The 14,980-nt window shown below is 68.9% G+C and carries 13 protein-coding genes and 1 riboswitch; of the genes, 10 read left to right on the top strand and 3 right to left on the bottom strand.

Annotated elements, in window-relative coordinates; translation table 11 throughout:
* Positions 1 to 141 precede the first annotated feature (141 nt).
* The 3 genes from glyA to gcvT form a co-directional block, all read right to left on the bottom strand.
* Positions 142 to 1,404, bottom strand: coding sequence for a serine hydroxymethyltransferase (gene glyA, locus ACT1U9_RS08445; protein WP_444537735.1), 1,263 nt, complete (start codon positions 1,402 to 1,404; stop codon positions 142 to 144).
* 24 nt (positions 1,405 to 1,428) lie between these two features.
* Entirely contained in the window at positions 1,429 to 1,803 is a 375-nt protein-coding gene (gene gcvH / locus ACT1U9_RS08440; RefSeq protein ID WP_444537734.1) for a glycine cleavage system protein GcvH, read from the bottom strand.
* A gap of 69 nt (positions 1,804 to 1,872) precedes the next feature.
* On the bottom strand, positions 1,873 to 2,988 hold the full coding sequence (gcvT, locus tag ACT1U9_RS08435; RefSeq protein WP_444537733.1) for a glycine cleavage system aminomethyltransferase GcvT: 1,116 nt from the start codon (positions 2,986 to 2,988) through the stop codon (positions 1,873 to 1,875).
* 143 nt (positions 2,989 to 3,131) lie between these two features.
* Positions 3,132 to 3,230, bottom strand: a riboswitch (glycine riboswitch).
* Between the two features lie 127 nt (positions 3,231 to 3,357).
* Between gcvT and ACT1U9_RS08430 the strand changes: the two genes are divergently transcribed.
* From ACT1U9_RS08430 to ACT1U9_RS08385, 10 genes are all read left to right on the top strand, one after another.
* On the top strand, positions 3,358 to 4,011 hold the full coding sequence (locus ACT1U9_RS08430; protein ID WP_444537732.1) for an AAA family ATPase: 654 nt from the start codon (positions 3,358 to 3,360) through the stop codon (positions 4,009 to 4,011).
* Between the two features lie 121 nt (positions 4,012 to 4,132).
* Entirely contained in the window at positions 4,133 to 4,894 is a 762-nt protein-coding gene (locus tag ACT1U9_RS08425; RefSeq protein WP_444537731.1) for an enhanced serine sensitivity protein SseB, read from the top strand.
* A 118-nt stretch (positions 4,895 to 5,012) separates the two neighbouring features.
* On the top strand, positions 5,013 to 5,810 hold the full coding sequence (locus ACT1U9_RS08420; protein WP_444537730.1) for an enhanced serine sensitivity protein SseB C-terminal domain-containing protein: 798 nt from the start codon (positions 5,013 to 5,015) through the stop codon (positions 5,808 to 5,810).
* 552 nt (positions 5,811 to 6,362) lie between these two features.
* Complete coding sequence (locus ACT1U9_RS08415; RefSeq protein WP_444537729.1) at positions 6,363 to 7,361, top strand: ABC transporter permease; 999 nt, start codon at positions 6,363 to 6,365, stop codon at positions 7,359 to 7,361.
* Positions 7,362 to 7,422: 61 nt separating this feature from the next.
* Positions 7,423 to 9,174: an ABC transporter substrate-binding protein gene (locus ACT1U9_RS08410; RefSeq protein ID WP_444537728.1), complete on the top strand. Its 1,752-nt coding sequence runs from the start codon at positions 7,423 to 7,425 to the stop codon at positions 9,172 to 9,174.
* A 104-nt stretch (positions 9,175 to 9,278) separates the two neighbouring features.
* On the top strand, positions 9,279 to 10,289 hold the full coding sequence (locus ACT1U9_RS08405; RefSeq protein ID WP_444537727.1) for an ABC transporter permease: 1,011 nt from the start codon (positions 9,279 to 9,281) through the stop codon (positions 10,287 to 10,289).
* Positions 10,286 to 11,380 (top strand): ABC transporter ATP-binding protein, encoded by a 1,095-nt coding sequence (locus ACT1U9_RS08400; RefSeq protein ID WP_444537726.1) that lies wholly within the window; start codon positions 10,286 to 10,288, stop codon positions 11,378 to 11,380. Before ACT1U9_RS08405 ends, ACT1U9_RS08400 begins: the two co-directional genes overlap by 4 nt.
* Complete coding sequence (locus tag ACT1U9_RS08395; protein WP_444537725.1) at positions 11,377 to 12,717, top strand: ABC transporter ATP-binding protein; 1,341 nt, start codon at positions 11,377 to 11,379, stop codon at positions 12,715 to 12,717. The genes ACT1U9_RS08400 and ACT1U9_RS08395 overlap by 4 nt, the downstream gene beginning before the upstream one ends.
* A 96-nt stretch (positions 12,718 to 12,813) precedes the next feature.
* Positions 12,814 to 14,223 (top strand): M1 family metallopeptidase, encoded by a 1,410-nt coding sequence (locus tag ACT1U9_RS08390; RefSeq protein WP_444537724.1) that lies wholly within the window; start codon positions 12,814 to 12,816, stop codon positions 14,221 to 14,223.
* A gap of 71 nt (positions 14,224 to 14,294) precedes the next feature.
* Complete coding sequence (locus ACT1U9_RS08385; RefSeq protein ID WP_444537723.1) at positions 14,295 to 14,951, top strand: trimeric intracellular cation channel family protein; 657 nt, start codon at positions 14,295 to 14,297, stop codon at positions 14,949 to 14,951.
* The last annotated feature ends 29 nt before the right edge of the window (positions 14,952 to 14,980 follow it).

Here is a 14,980-nt window from a genome sequence, read left to right as displayed (position 1 = left end):
CCTTGATGAGGTAGACGCCGTTGTCTGCCAGGTGGTGCAGAGCGAGCAGGTGTAACGGGCGGTGCAAGGGTTCGGGGCACCGCACTCACTGTCCAGTGTGCGCGGTGCCCCGAAGGTTCGTACGAATAAAAGGGTACGAAACTACTTCAGGCCGGGGTACAGCGGGTGCTTCACGGCCAGGGCGGACACCCGGGCGGCCAGCGCGGCCTTGTCGAAGTCCGGCTTCAGGGTCTCGGCGATGATGTCGGCGACCTCACGGAAGTCGTCCGCGCCGAAACCGCGGGTGGCAAGGGCCGGGGTGCCGATCCGCAGGCCCGAGGTGACCATCGGGGGCCGCGGGTCGTTCGGGACGGCGTTCCGGTTGACCGTGATGCCGACCTCGTGGAGGCGGTCCTCGGCCTGCTGGCCGTCGAGCTCGGAGTTGCGCAGGTCCACCAGGACCAGGTGCACGTCCGTGCCGCCGGACAGGACCGAGACGCCGTGCGCGGTGACGTCGTCCTGTACCAGCCGCTCGGCCAGGATGCGGGCGCCGTCCAGGGTGCGCTGCTGGCGCTCCTTGAACTCCTCCGATGCGGCGACCTTGAAGGACACCGCCTTGGCCGCGATCACGTGCTCCAGCGGGCCGCCCTGGAAGCCCGGGAAGACCGCGGAGTTCAGCTTCTTCGCGAAGTCCTTGTTCCGGGCCAGGATGATGCCGCCGCGCGGGCCGCCGAGCGTCTTGTGCGTGGTGGAGGTGACCACGTCCGCGAACGGCACCGGGTTCGGGTGCAGCCCGGCCGCGACCAGGCCGGCGAAGTGCGCCATGTCGACCCACAGCAGGGCCTCGACCTCGTCCGCGATACGGCGGAACTCCGCGAAGTCCAGCTGGCGCGGGTAGGCGGACCAGCCCGCGATGATGACCTTGGGACGGTGCTCCTTGGCCAGGCGCTCGACCTCGGCCATGTCGACCAGACCGGCGTCGTCGACGTGGTACGGGACCACGTTGAACTGCTTGCCGGAGAAGTTCAGCCGCATGCCGTGGGTGAGGTGGCCGCCGTGCGCCAGGTCCAGGCCGAGGATCGTGTCGCCGGGCTGGGCGATCGCGAACAGGGCGGCCTGGTTGGCGGAGGCGCCGGAGTGCGGCTGGACGTTGGCGTACTCCGCGCCGAACAGGTCCTTGACCCGGTCGATCGCGATCTGCTCGGTCACGTCCACGTGCTCGCAGCCGCCGTAGTAGCGGCGTCCCGGGTAGCCCTCGGCGTACTTGTTGGTGAGGACCGTGCCCTGGGCCTCCATGACCGCGACCGGAGCGAAGTTCTCCGAGGCGATCATTTCGAGGGTGGACTGCTGACGGTGGAGCTCGGCGTCGACGGCGGCGGCGACGTCCGGGTCCAGCTCATGGAGAGGGGTGTTCAGAAGCGACATCAGGAGTTCCCTACGGGTGTCTGGTCAGCTGGCGAAGTCGGTGTACTCGTCGGCGGAGAGCAGGTCGCCCGGCTCCTCGGACGCACGCACCTTGAACAGCCAACCGCCCTCGAACGGGGCCGAGTTGACCAGCGACGGGTCGTCCACGACGTCCTGGTTGGCGGCGACGACCTCGCCCGTCACGGGGGAGTACAGGTCGCTGACCGACTTGGTCGACTCCAGCTCACCGCAGGTCTCGCCCGCGGTCACCGTGGCACCGACCTCCGGGAGCTGTACGTACACCACGTCGCCGAGCGCGTTGGCCGCGTGCTCCGTGATGCCGACCGTCGAGACGCCGTCCTCGGCGCCCGACAGCCACTCGTGCTCCTTGCTGTAGCGCAGCTGCTGGGGGTTGCTCATGACCTGAATTCTCCTGTACGAGGGGGAGTGGTGGTGAACAAGGAAGTCGTGCGGGGCGTGTGCGAGGGGTCACTTCTGGCGCTTGTAGAACGGCAGCGCCACGACCTCGTACGGCTCATGCGTACCGCGAATGTCGACGCCGACGCCGGAGGTGCCCGGTGCGGCGTGCGCGGCGTCCACGTACGCCATGGCGATCGGCTTGCCGAGGGTCGGGGACGGGGCACCCGAGGTGACCTCGCCGATGACCTGGCCGTCGGCCACCACGGAGAAGCCCGCGCGCGGGACGCGGCGGCCCTCGGCGATCAGGCCGACCAGCTTGCGCGGGGCCTGGGCGGCGGCGCGCTCGGCGGCGGCCTGAAGGGCGGCGCGCCCCACGAAGTCGCCCTCCTTCTCGAACTTCACGACCCGGCCGAGCCCCGCGTCGAACGGGGTCAGCGAGGTGGTCAGCTCGTGCCCGTACAGCGGCATGCCCGCCTCAAGGCGCAGCGTGTCGCGGCAGGACAGGCCGCACGGCACCAGGCCCGCGTCCTTGCCCGCCTCGGTCAGCGCCTGCCACAGCTTCTCGGCGTCGGCCGGGGCCACGAAGAGCTCGAAGCCGTCCTCACCGGTGTACCCCGTACGGGCGATCAGCGCCGGGACGCCGGCCACGGTGCCGGGCAGGCCCGCGTAGTACTTCAGGCCGTCGAGGTCGGCGTCGGTGACGGACTTCAGGATGCCGGGGGACTCGGGGCCCTGCACGGCGATCAGCGCGTAGTTGTCGCGGTCGTCGCGGACCTCGGCGTCGAAGCCGGCCGCGCGCTCGGTGACCGCGTCCAGGACGACCTGGGCGTTGCCCGCGTTGGCGACGACCATGTACTCGTCCTCGCCGAGGCGGTAGACGATCAGGTCGTCGACGATGCCGCCGTCCTCCTGGCAGATCATCGTGTAGCGGGCGCGGCCGACGCCGATGGTGGCCATGTTGCCGACCAGCGCGTAGTCCAGGGCCTTGACGGCCTCCGGGCCGGTGACGGTGATCTCGCCCATGTGGGAGAGGTCGAAGAGACCGGCCTTGGTGCGTACGGCGGTGTGCTCGTCGCGCTCGCTGGCGTACCGCAGGGGCATGTCCCAGCCCGCGAAGTCGGTCATGGTCGCGCCCAGCGAACGGTGCAGCGCGTCAAGGGCGGTGAGACGGGGGGCGTTGCTCATAAGGGTGTGGCTCCCAGGGCATGACGGCGAGGACGATCCTCCCCATCTGTCATCGGAACCTGAGAGGTTCGCCGGACGCCCGTCGGGGTCACGGCTTGCACCTTGGGTGGAGCCACACGCGTGGGCTCGCTTTTCAGATCTGCCTCATCCACGCGGTACGGGGCCTGAGAGATTCAAGGGAGGGACTTGCTCCTTCGGCGCCCCAGCGCAACACGTACTGGGGACTCTCCCGCGCGGATTCAAGCGGCCGGTATGCAGTTGGCGCGCACATCATTGCACGCATCCCCGGGGCGGCAAACGCCTGAGTCGTATTACCGGTTCTTTACACTGCCTGGGCAGGGTCCGTACGACCCGGCAGGGGGAGGGCCGATGAAGGGTCACAGGCAGGCTGCGGCGCAGGGGTACGCGGCACAGTGCCCGGCCATACCCGCGCGTACTCCGGTCGTCTCGGATCTGCGCGGCCGCGCCGGGCGCACCCCGCACACGCTGTCGTTCGCCGAGGGCGACGTGGTGGTGGTCTCCGGGCTGCCGGGCAGCGGCAAGACGACACTGCTGCGCCGGGCCGCCGCGGGCCTCGGCATCGACTCCCAGGACACCCGCCGCGCCTGGGAGGCCCGGATGGGGCCTGTTCCCTACGTGCTGTACCGACCGGTAGTACGAGTCGCCCACTTCCTGCGGACGCACTGGCGGCTGCGGTCGGGCGCGAGCCTGGTCGTCCACGACTGCGGCACCCACGCGTGGGTCCGCTGGTCGCTGGCCCGGGGCGCGTCCCGCGACGGCCGCGCGCTCCATCTGGTGCTGCTCGACGTCCCCCCGGAGCTCGCCCTGGAGGGCCAGCGCTCCCGGGGCCGCAAGGTCTCCGCGTACGCCTTCGCCCGCCACCGCAGGGCGGTCCCGCGCCTGATAGCCGAGGTGGCCGAGGGCCGCCTGCCACGAGGGGTGGCGTCGGCGGTGCTGCTCGACCGGGAGGCGGCGGAGGCGGTGGGGCGGATCGCTTTCGAGGGAAGCCCGGCCCGACGCTAGAGTTTCGGTGCAGGGGGACCCGTACCCCCTTGGCTTTCAAGGGGCGCGGGCTGTGACATTTGCGGCTCCGCCGCGTGGGCGCGACCAGCCCAGGACGGCCAGCGGACAAAGGACAAGGCGCATGGATTTCCCGCATCCACACGGCGGCGGTGGCTGGCCGGGCAACGAGTTGGAAGAGGCACTCGCGGCGGCCCTGGGCAGCCCCACGGCGGGGCCGAGGCTGATAGAGGTCCTGGGACGCAACGCGGTATGGGTCCCGCTACCGAACGGCGGCGCCCAGGACAGCCGCGACCTCGACCTCCCCACGATGGAGATCGACGGCGCCCCCTACGTCCCGGTCTACAGCTCGGAGCAGCAGTTCCTCCAATGCGTGGGCCCCCATATGTCGTTCGCGATCGCCCCCGCCGTGGAGTTCGCCCGGGGCCTGCCCCCGCAACTGGGCATCGCGGTGAACCCGGAGGGCGCGGTCGGTGTGCCCCTGCCGCCGCCCGCCGTCGCCGAGTTGTGCCGTACGGGACGCACCGCGCTCGACGGCCCCGCCACCGGCGGCCGCGTACGCCTCTTCGAGCCGGACTGGCAGGAGGACCCGGTCGACTTCCTGGCCGCCGCCGCCGCCGAGTTCGAGGCGACCGGAGTGGTGCGCACCGCCCGCCGCGCGCTCGCCTCCATCGAGGGCAACGAGCCGACCCTGTTCATCGGCGTCGAGTTCTCCACCTGGGACGGGGCGGGCCGCAACGCCCCCATGGAGGCGCTCGGCCGGGCGCTTGGCCGCGTCCCGGTGGGCTGGCCGGTGAACCTGGTCCTGCTCGACGTGGCCCAGGACCCGGTGGTCACCTGGATGCGCGAGCGCGTACGCCCCTTCTACACACGAGCCACCCCATAGGGCCTGCACCGGACAGGTCCTGGTAGTCCCGCATAAGCTGGTTTCATAATCCGTAGACCCCCACGGCGGCACGCCTGTGTACCGGCGGCGCGGGGACCGAAGAGGGGCGGGACCCAGGGTGAGTGCGTCAGGCACCGCGGCGGCCGGGCAGGTCGAGCACATGCTGCGCCAGGTGGCCCCCGGACGCTACGACGCGTACGAGGCGCTCCTCCACGCCCTCGCCGACCCCTCCGCCGGCCGGCTCTGGATGCTCCTGTGGCACGGCCGGGCCGGTGCCCCCGACGCCCAGTACGGGAACATGGAGGTCGACGGCATCGCGTACGCGCCCTGTGTCACCTCCACCCAGGAGCTCGCCGCCAGCGGCTGGAACCGCGAGCACGAGGTGGTCACCGGCCGCGACATCGCGCGCGCCCTCTACCCCGACCGGTACGGGATCTGGCTGAATCCGCACGCCCCCGGCGGCGGCGTCGGCATCCCCTGGCCGGACCTGCGCCGGATCGCGACCGGGCTCGACCGGATGCCCGCCGGGCCCCTGCGGCTTTCCGAACCGGCCGTGGAGATCCCGCAGTTCTACGCCCTGCTCGCGCAGCACGCGCACCGCACCCCGGCCGTCCGCTCGCTGCGGCGCGCCTGGGTGCAGCCCGCGATCGGCGCGCCCTATCTGGCCATCGGCCTCGATCTCTACGACACCGGCCGCCAGTCCGTGGACGCGGTGCGGGCCATGATGCAGCAGTCCGTGGCCGCCGTGCCGGACGGGCTGCCGGTCTCCACGGTCGCGATGTCGGACGAGTACGACCCGGTCGGGATGTGGCTGCGCGCCCACTCGCGCCCGTTCTACGACCGCGAGGCGCACGCCGCCCCGGCGGCCCCCGCCGGCGGATACGGCTACCCGCCGGCCGCCCCGCGCGCGTACTGACCAGCCGCTCCGGCCGCCCCGCGCGCGTACTGACCAGCCGCTCCGGTCGTCCCCGCGCGCGTACTGACCAGCCGCCCCGGCCGTCCCCGCGCGCCTACTGCCCGTAGCCACCGTGCGCGTCCACTGACACCACTCCCTTTTCTCCCGCACCACCTCTCTGTATTTCTCCCGCGCCCTCGCTCCCTTCAAATGCGACGGACAATTCCCCCACCCGCCTTTCTATCCGAGGCGGCGATCCCCCTTGCTCCGGCATTGCGCTCAAATACGCTCCTCTTCAAGGGAGTTGGGTGACATGACCGTTCTGGTCGCTTAGTGCCCGACTGGTCCGCTCAGACGATCACGGCGTCCGGATAACGGAAGCCGTCTGACCGCATCACGTTTAGGCAACCATTCCCCGCCAGGTCTGGCGGGTGATCGCAAACGCGTTGAAGACTCCCGGCTAACAGAGGGCCGGTTGGCCCGTCGCAGCATCACCGCACCACCTGATGGAACAAGCCGCCACAGCGGCTGGTACGGGCCGGCCACCGCCGGCCGGGAGGGGTCAGAGGCACTGTGACCGCACCGCTGGAGACCACCGGATCGGCTGCCGAGGTGCCGCCGGAGGCAGTACTCACGGGGGCCAAGCAGAGCCAGATCGAAGGCCGTTCACTCGGACAGATCGCCTGGACGCGCTTCAAGCGCGACAAGCTTGCCGTCGCGGGTGGAGTGGTCGTCGTCCTGCTCATCCTGCTGGCCGTTCTCTCCAAGCCCATCCAATGGGCGTTCGGGCTCGACCCGAACGAGTTCCACCAGGAACTGATCGACCCTGCCCTCCTGGCACCCAAGGGCGCCTGGGGCGGCATGAGTTGGGAGCACCCGCTGGGTGTCGACCCGCAGTACGGACGCGACATCCTCTCCCGGATCATCGAGGGCTCCTGGGTGTCGCTGCTGGTCGCGGGCGGCGCCACGCTGCTCTCCGTCGTCATCGGCGTGATCATGGGCGTCACGGCAGGTTTCTACGGCGGTTGGGCGGACAGCCTGATCAGCCGTGCGATGGACGTCTTCCTGGCGTTCCCGCTCCTGCTGTTCGCCATCTCCATCTCCGCGTCCCTGCAGGACGGAGCGTTCGGCATGTCGGGGCTGCCACTGAGGATCAGCGTGCTGATCTTCGTGATCGGCTTCTTCAGCTGGCCGTACATGGGCCGTATCGTCCGGGCCCAGACGCTCAGCCTGCGGGAACGCGAGTTCGTCGAGGCCGCCAAGAGCCTCGGCGCCCGCGGTCCGTTCATTCTGATCCGGGAGCTGCTGCCGAACCTGATCGCTCCGATCCTGGTCTACGCGACGCTCCTGATCCCCACGAACATCCTGTTCGAGGCCGGACTCAGCTTCCTGGGCGTCGGTATCTCGCCGCCGCAGGCCTCCTGGGGCGGAATGCTCTCCACTGCGACCGACCTCTACCAGGCGGACCCGCAGTACATGATCGTGCCGGGCCTGGCGATCTTCATCACCGTCCTGGCGTTCAACCTGCTGGGCGACGGGCTGCGAGACGCCCTCGACCCGCGCAGCAAGTAAGCACGCGGCACCGCCACATGCTCACGTCCGCCGCAACCATCCAAAGAGGGGGCTTCCTCAGGTGAAGTCAAGAAAAGCGACCCTTGTGCTCGCCACTGGCGTGGCGCTGACCCTTGGTCTGTCCGCGTGCAACGACTCCAAGAGCGATAAGAGCGACGGCAAGAAGGGCGTCACCGACGCTGCCCTCAGCTCCATCGTCAACAAGTCCGACAAGAAGGGGGGCACGGCCACCTACGCGCTGTCTGACGTGCCGGACTCCCTGGACCCGGGCAACACGTACTACGGCTGGGTGCAGAACTTCTCCCGTCTGTACGGCCGCACCCTCACCACGTTCAAGCCGGCCGCCGGCAAGGACGGCCTGACCGTCGTCCCGGACCTCGCGGAGTCGCTGGGCAAGGCCAGCCCCGACGCGAAGACTTGGACGTACACCCTGCGCAAGGGTCTGAAGTACGACGATGGCACGCCGATCACCTCGAAGGACGTCAAGTACGCCGTCGAGCGCTCGAACTTCGCCCCCGAGGCGCTGTCCAACGGCCCGACGTACTTCAAGTCCCACCTGGAGGGTGGCGACAAGTACCAGGGTCCGTACAAGGACAAGAACCCGAACGGCATCGCGTCGATCGAGACCCCGGACGACAACACCATCGTCTTCAAGCTGAAGGACGCCTTCGCGGACTTCGACTACCTGGCGACCTTCTCGCAGACGGCCCCCGTGCCGCAGTCGAAGGACAAGGGCGCGGCGTATGTCCAGCACATCGTCTCCTCCGGCCCGTACAAGTTCGAGTCGTACGAGGAGGGCAAGGGCGCGACCCTCGTCCGCAACCCGCAGTGGGACCCGAAGACCGACCCGATCCGCCCGGCCCTGCCGGACAAGATCGACATCCGCTTCAAGGTCAACCCGGTCACGGTCGACAACGACCTGCTCGCGGACAACCTCACCGTCGACGCGGCCGGCACCGGTGTCTCCCCGCAGACCCAGCCGAAGGTGCTCCAGAGCGCCAAGTACAAGGCGATGACGGACGGTTCGTACGCCGGCGCCACCTCGTACATCGGGCTGAACGTCAACGTCGCGCCGTTCGACAACATCCACTGCCGCAAGGCCGTCCAGTGGGGCATCGACAAGGCGTCGGTCCAGGCCGCCGCGGGTGGCGCGCCCAAGGGTGACGTCGCCACGACGCTGCTGCCGCCGACCGTCAACGGGTACAGCAAGTTCAACCTGTACGAGACCCCCGGTGACAAGGGCGACGAGGCCAAGGCCAAGGACGAGCTCAAGCAGTGTGGTCAGCCGAACGGCTTCACCACCAGCCTGACCGCTCGCTCGGACCGCCCGTCCGAGATGTCGATGGCGACCGCCGTGCAGGCGTCGCTGAAGAAGATCGGCATCAACATGGACATCAAGTCCTTCCCCGCGGGCAAGTACTTCCAGAACTTCGCCGGCAACCCGCAGTACGTGCACGACCACAAGCTCGGCATGATCATGACCGCGTGGGGTGCCGACTGGCCGACCGGCTTCGGCTTCCTGGACCAGATCGTCAACGGCTCGGCCATCAAGCCGTCCGGTGGCAACAACGTCCAGGAGCTGAACGACCCGGCGATCAACAAGGCGCTGAACGACGCCATCGCCAACACGGACAAGACCGCCCGTGAGAAGGCCTGGGGCGACATCGACAAGATGGTCGCCGAGAACGCCTCCGCCGTTCCGCTGATCTACCGCAAGAACCTGCTGTTCCGCCCGACGTCGGCCACCAACGTCACCGTCACCCAGGCGTACCTCGGTATGTACGACTACCTGCTGATGGGTTCCTCCAAGTAAGCAAGCGGCTGAACCCCCGAGTTCTTTTGAAAGGCAGGTGAAGGCACCGGTGCCCGCCGGGTCGGGAGACCCCCGGCCGGGCGGGCGCCGGTTGCCGGACAGCTGTGGCTGCGTACATCATCCGACGCGCTTTCGGCGCGGTGCTCCTGCTGCTGATCGTCAGCGCGGTCACCTTCGCGATTTACTTCCTGGTGCCCCGGCTCGCCGGCCAGACGATGGACCAGCTGGCCGCCCAGTACGTGGGCAAGGACGCCAATGCCAGTGCGATCGCAGCGGTGAAGAAGAACCTCGGGTTCGATCAACCGCTCTACACCCAGTACTGGCACTTCCTCAAGCAGATCTTCGTCGGCGCGACCTACAAGTTCGGTCCCGACGCCTCGGTCTGCCACGCCCCCTGCTTCGGCTACTCCTTCAAGAACCACGTCGAGGTCTGGCCGCAGATCACCGCGCGCATCCCGGTCACCTTCTCGCTCGCCATCGGTGCGGCCGTCATCTGGCTGATCTCCGGAGTCGGTGTGGGTGTGGTCTCCGCCCTCAAGCGCGGATCGTTCCTGGACCGGTTCTTCATGGGCGTCGCCCTCGCCGGCGTCTCCCTCCCGATCTTCTTCACCGGAATGCTGTTCCTCGGACTGTTCACGGTCCAATGGCCCATCTGGTCCGGAGTGAACTACGTACCGTTCACGGACAATCCGGCCGACTGGGCATGGAACCTGCTGATCCCCTGGTGCAGCCTCGCCTTCCTCTACTCCGCGCTCTACGCCCGGCTCACCCGGGCCGGAATGCTGGAGACCATGGCGGAGGACTACATCCGCACCGCCCGCGCCAAGGGCCTGCGGGAGCGGACCGTCATCGGCAAGCACGGCCTGCGCGCCGCGCTCACCCCGATCGTCACCATCTTCGGCATGGACTTCGGTCTGCTGATCGGCGGCGCGGTCATCACCGAGCAGGTCTTCTCCTTCCAGGGCCTCGGCTTCTACGCGGTCGACGGCGTCCGCAACAACGACCTCCCGGTCGTCATGGGAGTGACCCTGGTCGCCGCCTTCTTCATCGTTCTCTGCAATCTGCTGGTGGACCTGGTGTACGCCGCGATCGACCCCAGGGTGAGGCTCTCGTGAGCGACCTGAACAAGACCGGCGCCGCCGTGGGCGAGCCCGAGGCCGAGCGTCCCGCCGACGCCGGTGACGCGTTCCTGTCCGTACGGGACCTGCGCATCCACTTCGACACCGACGACGGCCTGGTCAAGTCCGTCGACGGGGTCAGCTTCGACATCAAGCCCGGCCAGACCCTCGGCATCGTGGGCGAGTCCGGCTCCGGCAAGTCGGTGACCTCGCTCGGCGTGATGGGGCTGCACCGCAGCGCCAACGCGAAGATCTCCGGCGAGGTCTGGCTGGACGGCGAGGAGCTGATCGGCGCCGACCCCGAGCGCGTACGGCGGCTGCGCGGCCGGAAGATGGCGATGATCTTCCAGGACCCGCTCTCCGCGATGCACCCGTACTACTCGGTCGGCGCGCAGATCGTGGAGGCCTACCGGGTCCACAACGAGGTCTCCAAGAAGGTCGCCCGCACCCGGGCCGTCGAGATGCTCGACCGCGTCGGCATCCCCGAGCCCGGCAAGCGCGTGGACTCCTACCCGCACGAGTTCTCCGGCGGTATGCGCCAGCGAGCGATGATCGCGATGGCGCTGGTCAACAACCCCGAGCTCTTGATCGCGGACGAGCCGACCACCGCCCTGGACGTCACCGTCCAGGCGCAGATCCTGGACCTGATCCGGGATCTGCAGAAGGAGTTCGGCTCCGCCGTCATCATGATCACGCACGACCTGGGCGTCGTCGCCGAGATGGCGGACAACCTCCTGGTCATGTACGGCGGCCGGTGCATCGAGCGGGGACCCGCCGAGAAGGTCTTCTACGAGCCCCAGCACCCTTACACCTGGGGCCTGTTGGGGTCCATGCCGCGCATCGACCGCGAGGAGACGGACCGGCTCATCCCGGTCAAGGGCTCCCCGCCGTCCCTGATCAACGTGCCGTCCGGCTGCGCCTTCAACCCGCGCTGCCCGTACGCGGACATCCCCAAGGACGACGTCACGCGCACTGTGCGTCCCGAGCTCAAGCAGTGGGACGACACCGAGGGACACTTCTCGGCCTGCCATATGTCGCAGGAGGAGCGGACCCGTATCTGGACCGAAGAGATTGCGCCGAAGCTGTGAGCGAGAAGAAGCCCACTGAGGGCACTCCTGTCGAGGACACTCCTGCCGCGAGTGCCGACAAGGCGATCCCGGCGCAGTCGGCCGCCTCGCCCGAGCCGCTTCTCAAGGTGGAGGGGCTGGTCAAGCACTTCCCCATCAAGAAGGGGCTGTTCGGGCGGCAGTCCGGCGCGGTCAAGGCGGTCGACGGCATCTCGTTCGACGTGCTGCCGGGTGAGACCCTCGGCGTCGTCGGTGAGTCGGGCTGCGGCAAGTCGACGATGGGCCGGCTGGTGACGCGGCTGCTCGAACCGACGGGCGGCAAGGTCGAGTTCCAGGGCAACGACATCACGCACATGTCGGCCGGGCAGATGCGTCCGCTCCGCCGCGACATGCAGATGATCTTCCAGGACCCGTACGGCTCGCTCAACCCGCGCCACACCATCGGCGGGATCGTCTCCACCCCGTTCCGGCTCCAGGGCGTCACGCCCGAGGGCGGGGTGAAGAAGGAGGTCCAGCGGCTGATGGAGCTGGTGGGCCTCAACCCCGAGCACTACAACCGCTATCCGCACGAGTTCTCCGGCGGCCAGCGCCAGCGCATCGGTATCGCCCGCGCGCTCGCGCTCAACCCGAAGCTGGTCGTGGCGGACGAGCCGGTCTCCGCGCTCGACGTGTCGATCCAGGCGCAGGTGGTCAACCTGCTTGACGATCTCCAGCAGGAGCTCGGCCTCACGTACGTGATCATCGCCCATGACCTGTCGGTGATCCGGCACGTCTCGGACCGGATCGCGGTGATGTACCTCGGCAAGATCGTGGAGCTCGCCGACCGCAAGTCGCTGTATTCGGCGCCCATGCACCCGTACACCAAGGCGCTGCTCTCGGCCGTGCCGGTGCCGGACCCCAAGCGCAAGGGCCTCAAGAGCGAGCGGATCCTGCTCAAGGGCGATGTCCCCTCGCCCATTTCGCCGCCGAGCGGCTGCCGCTTCCACACCCGGTGCTGGAAGGCGACGGAGATCTGCAAGACGCAGGAGCCGCCGCTGATCGCGCTCAAGACCGGCCACCAGGTGGCCTGCCACCACCCGGAGAACGCGCCGGACCAGGCCCCGGGCGAGACGGTGCTGCCGTCGGCGCGGGAGTCGGTGGAGGTGGTGTCGGTGGCCAAGGACGCGGTTCCGGCGGAGGCCGCGGAGTCGGAGGAGGCCGCGGCTGTGGCTTCGGATGCTCCTGCGTCGACCGAGACCGAGGCTGCCGCGGCGGCCGGGGAGCCCGAGGCGGAAGCTCCTGCCGACGCCTCGCCGGGGGCGGAACCGGTGGCCGAAACCGGACCGGACTCCACCGTTCAGGAGTCAACCGACAAGTAACGCATGACAGTTCGGCAAAGTCATGTTCATGCTGAAACGGGAGAGTGCAGAGTCTGCGTGTCCGTACCCACGGAAACGCGTTCGAAGGGCAGACTCATGGCACTCTCCCGTTCGGCCCGTCGTACCAGCAGACTGCTCGCCCTCGCCACCGCGGCGGCGTCGGCCTTCACCATCGCCGCCGCACCCGGCGGCGGCTCGCCCGGCGCCCCGGGCATCGGCGACCCCTACTTCCCCAACCTCGGCAACGGCGGCTTCGACGCCCTCCACTACGACCTCGGCGTCAGCTACAACCCCGACTCCGGCCGGCTCGACGGGCGTACGACCCTCACCGCCCGCGCCACCCAGACGCTGACCAGCTTCGACCTCGATCTGCAGAAGCTCACCGTCGACGCGATCCGGGTGGACGGCAGACCTGCCGACTTCACGCGCAACGGCGACGAGATAGTCATCACGCCCCGTCATAAACTGCGCAAGGGCCATGAGTTCGAAGTCTCGGTCGCCTACGGCGGGGTGCCGATGCCGCTCAACGGCCCGATCGTCTTCGGCTCCGACTACGGCTGGATGAAGACCAAGGACGGCGTGTTCGTCGCCTGCGAACCCAACGCCGCCTCCACCTGGTTCCCCTCCAGCGACCACCCCGCCGACAAGGCCACGTACGACATCCGCATCGACGCGCCCAAGGGCCTGACCGGCGTCTCCAACGGCCGCCTCGTCTCGTCGTACGACAAGGGCAACCGCTCGTACTTCCACTGGCGCGAGAGCGAGCCGATGGCGACGTACCTGGCGACCGCGACCATCGGCAAGTTCGATGTGCAGACCGGAAAGACGCCCGCCGGGACGCCGATCTATGTGGCCATCGACCCGGTGCTCAAGGGGCAGAACCAGGTCGATGTGTACGCGGTGACGGCCGAGGCGACCGACTACTGGTCCAAGCTCTTCGGCCCGTACCCGTTCGAGGAGACCGGCGCGATCGTCGACGACATGCCGCAGGCGGGCTTCTCCCTGGAGGTGCAGTCCAAGCCCGCGTACTCGGCGGTGCGCAACGAGACCACCATCGTCCACGAGCTCGCCCACCAGTGGTTCGGCGACTCCGTCTCGGTGGCCCAGTGGAAGGACATCTGGCTCAACGAGGGCTTCGCGAGCTACGCGCAGTGGCTGTGGGAGGAGCACAAGGGGCGCGGCACCGCGCACGACCTGGCCCGTGCGTACTACAACAGCCGCCCGGCGACCGACTCGTTCTGGAAGACCGAGGTCGCCGACCCGCAGCGCGACACGATGTTCGCCTCGGCCGTCTACCGGCGCGGCGCGATGACGCTCCAGGCGCTGCGCGAGCGCATCGGCGACGACGCGTTCTTCAAGCTGCTCCCCGCGTGGACGAAGTCGCACCGCTACGGCAACGGGAACACGGCCGAGTTCGTGAAGCTCGCGGAGAAGATCTCGGGCCAGCAGCTCGGTGACCTGTTCCAGAAGTGGATCTACACGACGGGGAAGCCGGCGTGGTCGTAGCGGCTCGGCCGTGGAGGTCTGCTCGTAGTGGCGTGGTCCTGACAGGCGCGCCCGGCGGGTAAAAATGTCGGGTGCTCCACGAACTGTTCACCCCCTCCGTCCAGCATGCGCTCGACCTCGTCGGGATCTTCGTCTTCGCGATCTCCGGCGCGCTGCTCGCCGTACGCAAGAACTTCGATGTGTTCGGCATCGCGGTACTGGCCGAGGTCACCGCGCTGGGCGGAGGGCTGTTCCGCGACCTGATCATCGGCGCGGTGCCGCCCGCCGCGTTCAGCGATCTCGGGTACTTCCTCACCCCGCTGCTCGCCGCCGCCCTGGTCTTCTTCCTCCACCCGGAGGTCGAGCGCACCCAGAACGCGGTCAACGTCTTCGACGCGGCGGGCCTCGGCCTGTTCTGCGTCACCGGCACGACCAAGGCGTACGACTACGGGCTCGGGCTCACCTCGTCCGCGACCCTGGGGCTCGCGACGGCGGTCGGCGGCGGCGTGCTGCGCGACATCCTGGCCAACGAGGTGCCCTCGCTGCTGCGCTGGGACCGCGATCTGTACGCGGTTCCGGCGATCGTGGGCGCCACGATCGTGGCCCTGTGCATCCGCTTCGACGCCCTGAACGCGGCGACCAGCGGCGTCGCCATCGTCACCGCGTTCGGGCTGCGGCTCGCGGCGATGCGCTACCACTGGCGGGCACCGAGGGCGTGGAACCGCAGGAGCGCGGCGGAGGAGGAGTAGTCGTACGGGGAGGTCCGCCCGGCGGCTTC

This window comes from Streptomyces sp. BR1 (genome assembly GCF_052373795.1).
GTDB lineage: Bacteria > Actinomycetota > Actinomycetes > Streptomycetales > Streptomycetaceae > Streptomyces.
Note: the sequence above shows the minus strand (reverse complement) of the source record. Positions and strands in the feature narration are given on the sequence as shown.

Excerpts from the sequence above, each read along its gene's own strand:
- glyA (WP_444537735.1), bottom strand. The coding sequence starts at position 1,404 with ATGTCGCTTCTGAACACCCCTCTCCATGAGCTGGACCCGGACGTCGCC.
- gcvH (WP_444537734.1), bottom strand. The coding sequence starts at position 1,803 with ATGAGCAACCCCCAGCAGCTGCGCTACAGCAAGGAGCACGAGTGGCTG.
- gcvT (WP_444537733.1), bottom strand. The coding sequence starts at position 2,988 with ATGAGCAACGCCCCCCGTCTCACCGCCCTTGACGCGCTGCACCGTTCG.
- ACT1U9_RS08430 (WP_444537732.1), top strand. The coding sequence starts at position 3,358 with ATGAAGGGTCACAGGCAGGCTGCGGCGCAGGGGTACGCGGCACAGTGC.
- ACT1U9_RS08425 (WP_444537731.1), top strand. The coding sequence starts at position 4,133 with ATGGATTTCCCGCATCCACACGGCGGCGGTGGCTGGCCGGGCAACGAG.
- ACT1U9_RS08390 (WP_444537724.1), top strand. The coding sequence starts at position 12,814 with ATGGCACTCTCCCGTTCGGCCCGTCGTACCAGCAGACTGCTCGCCCTC.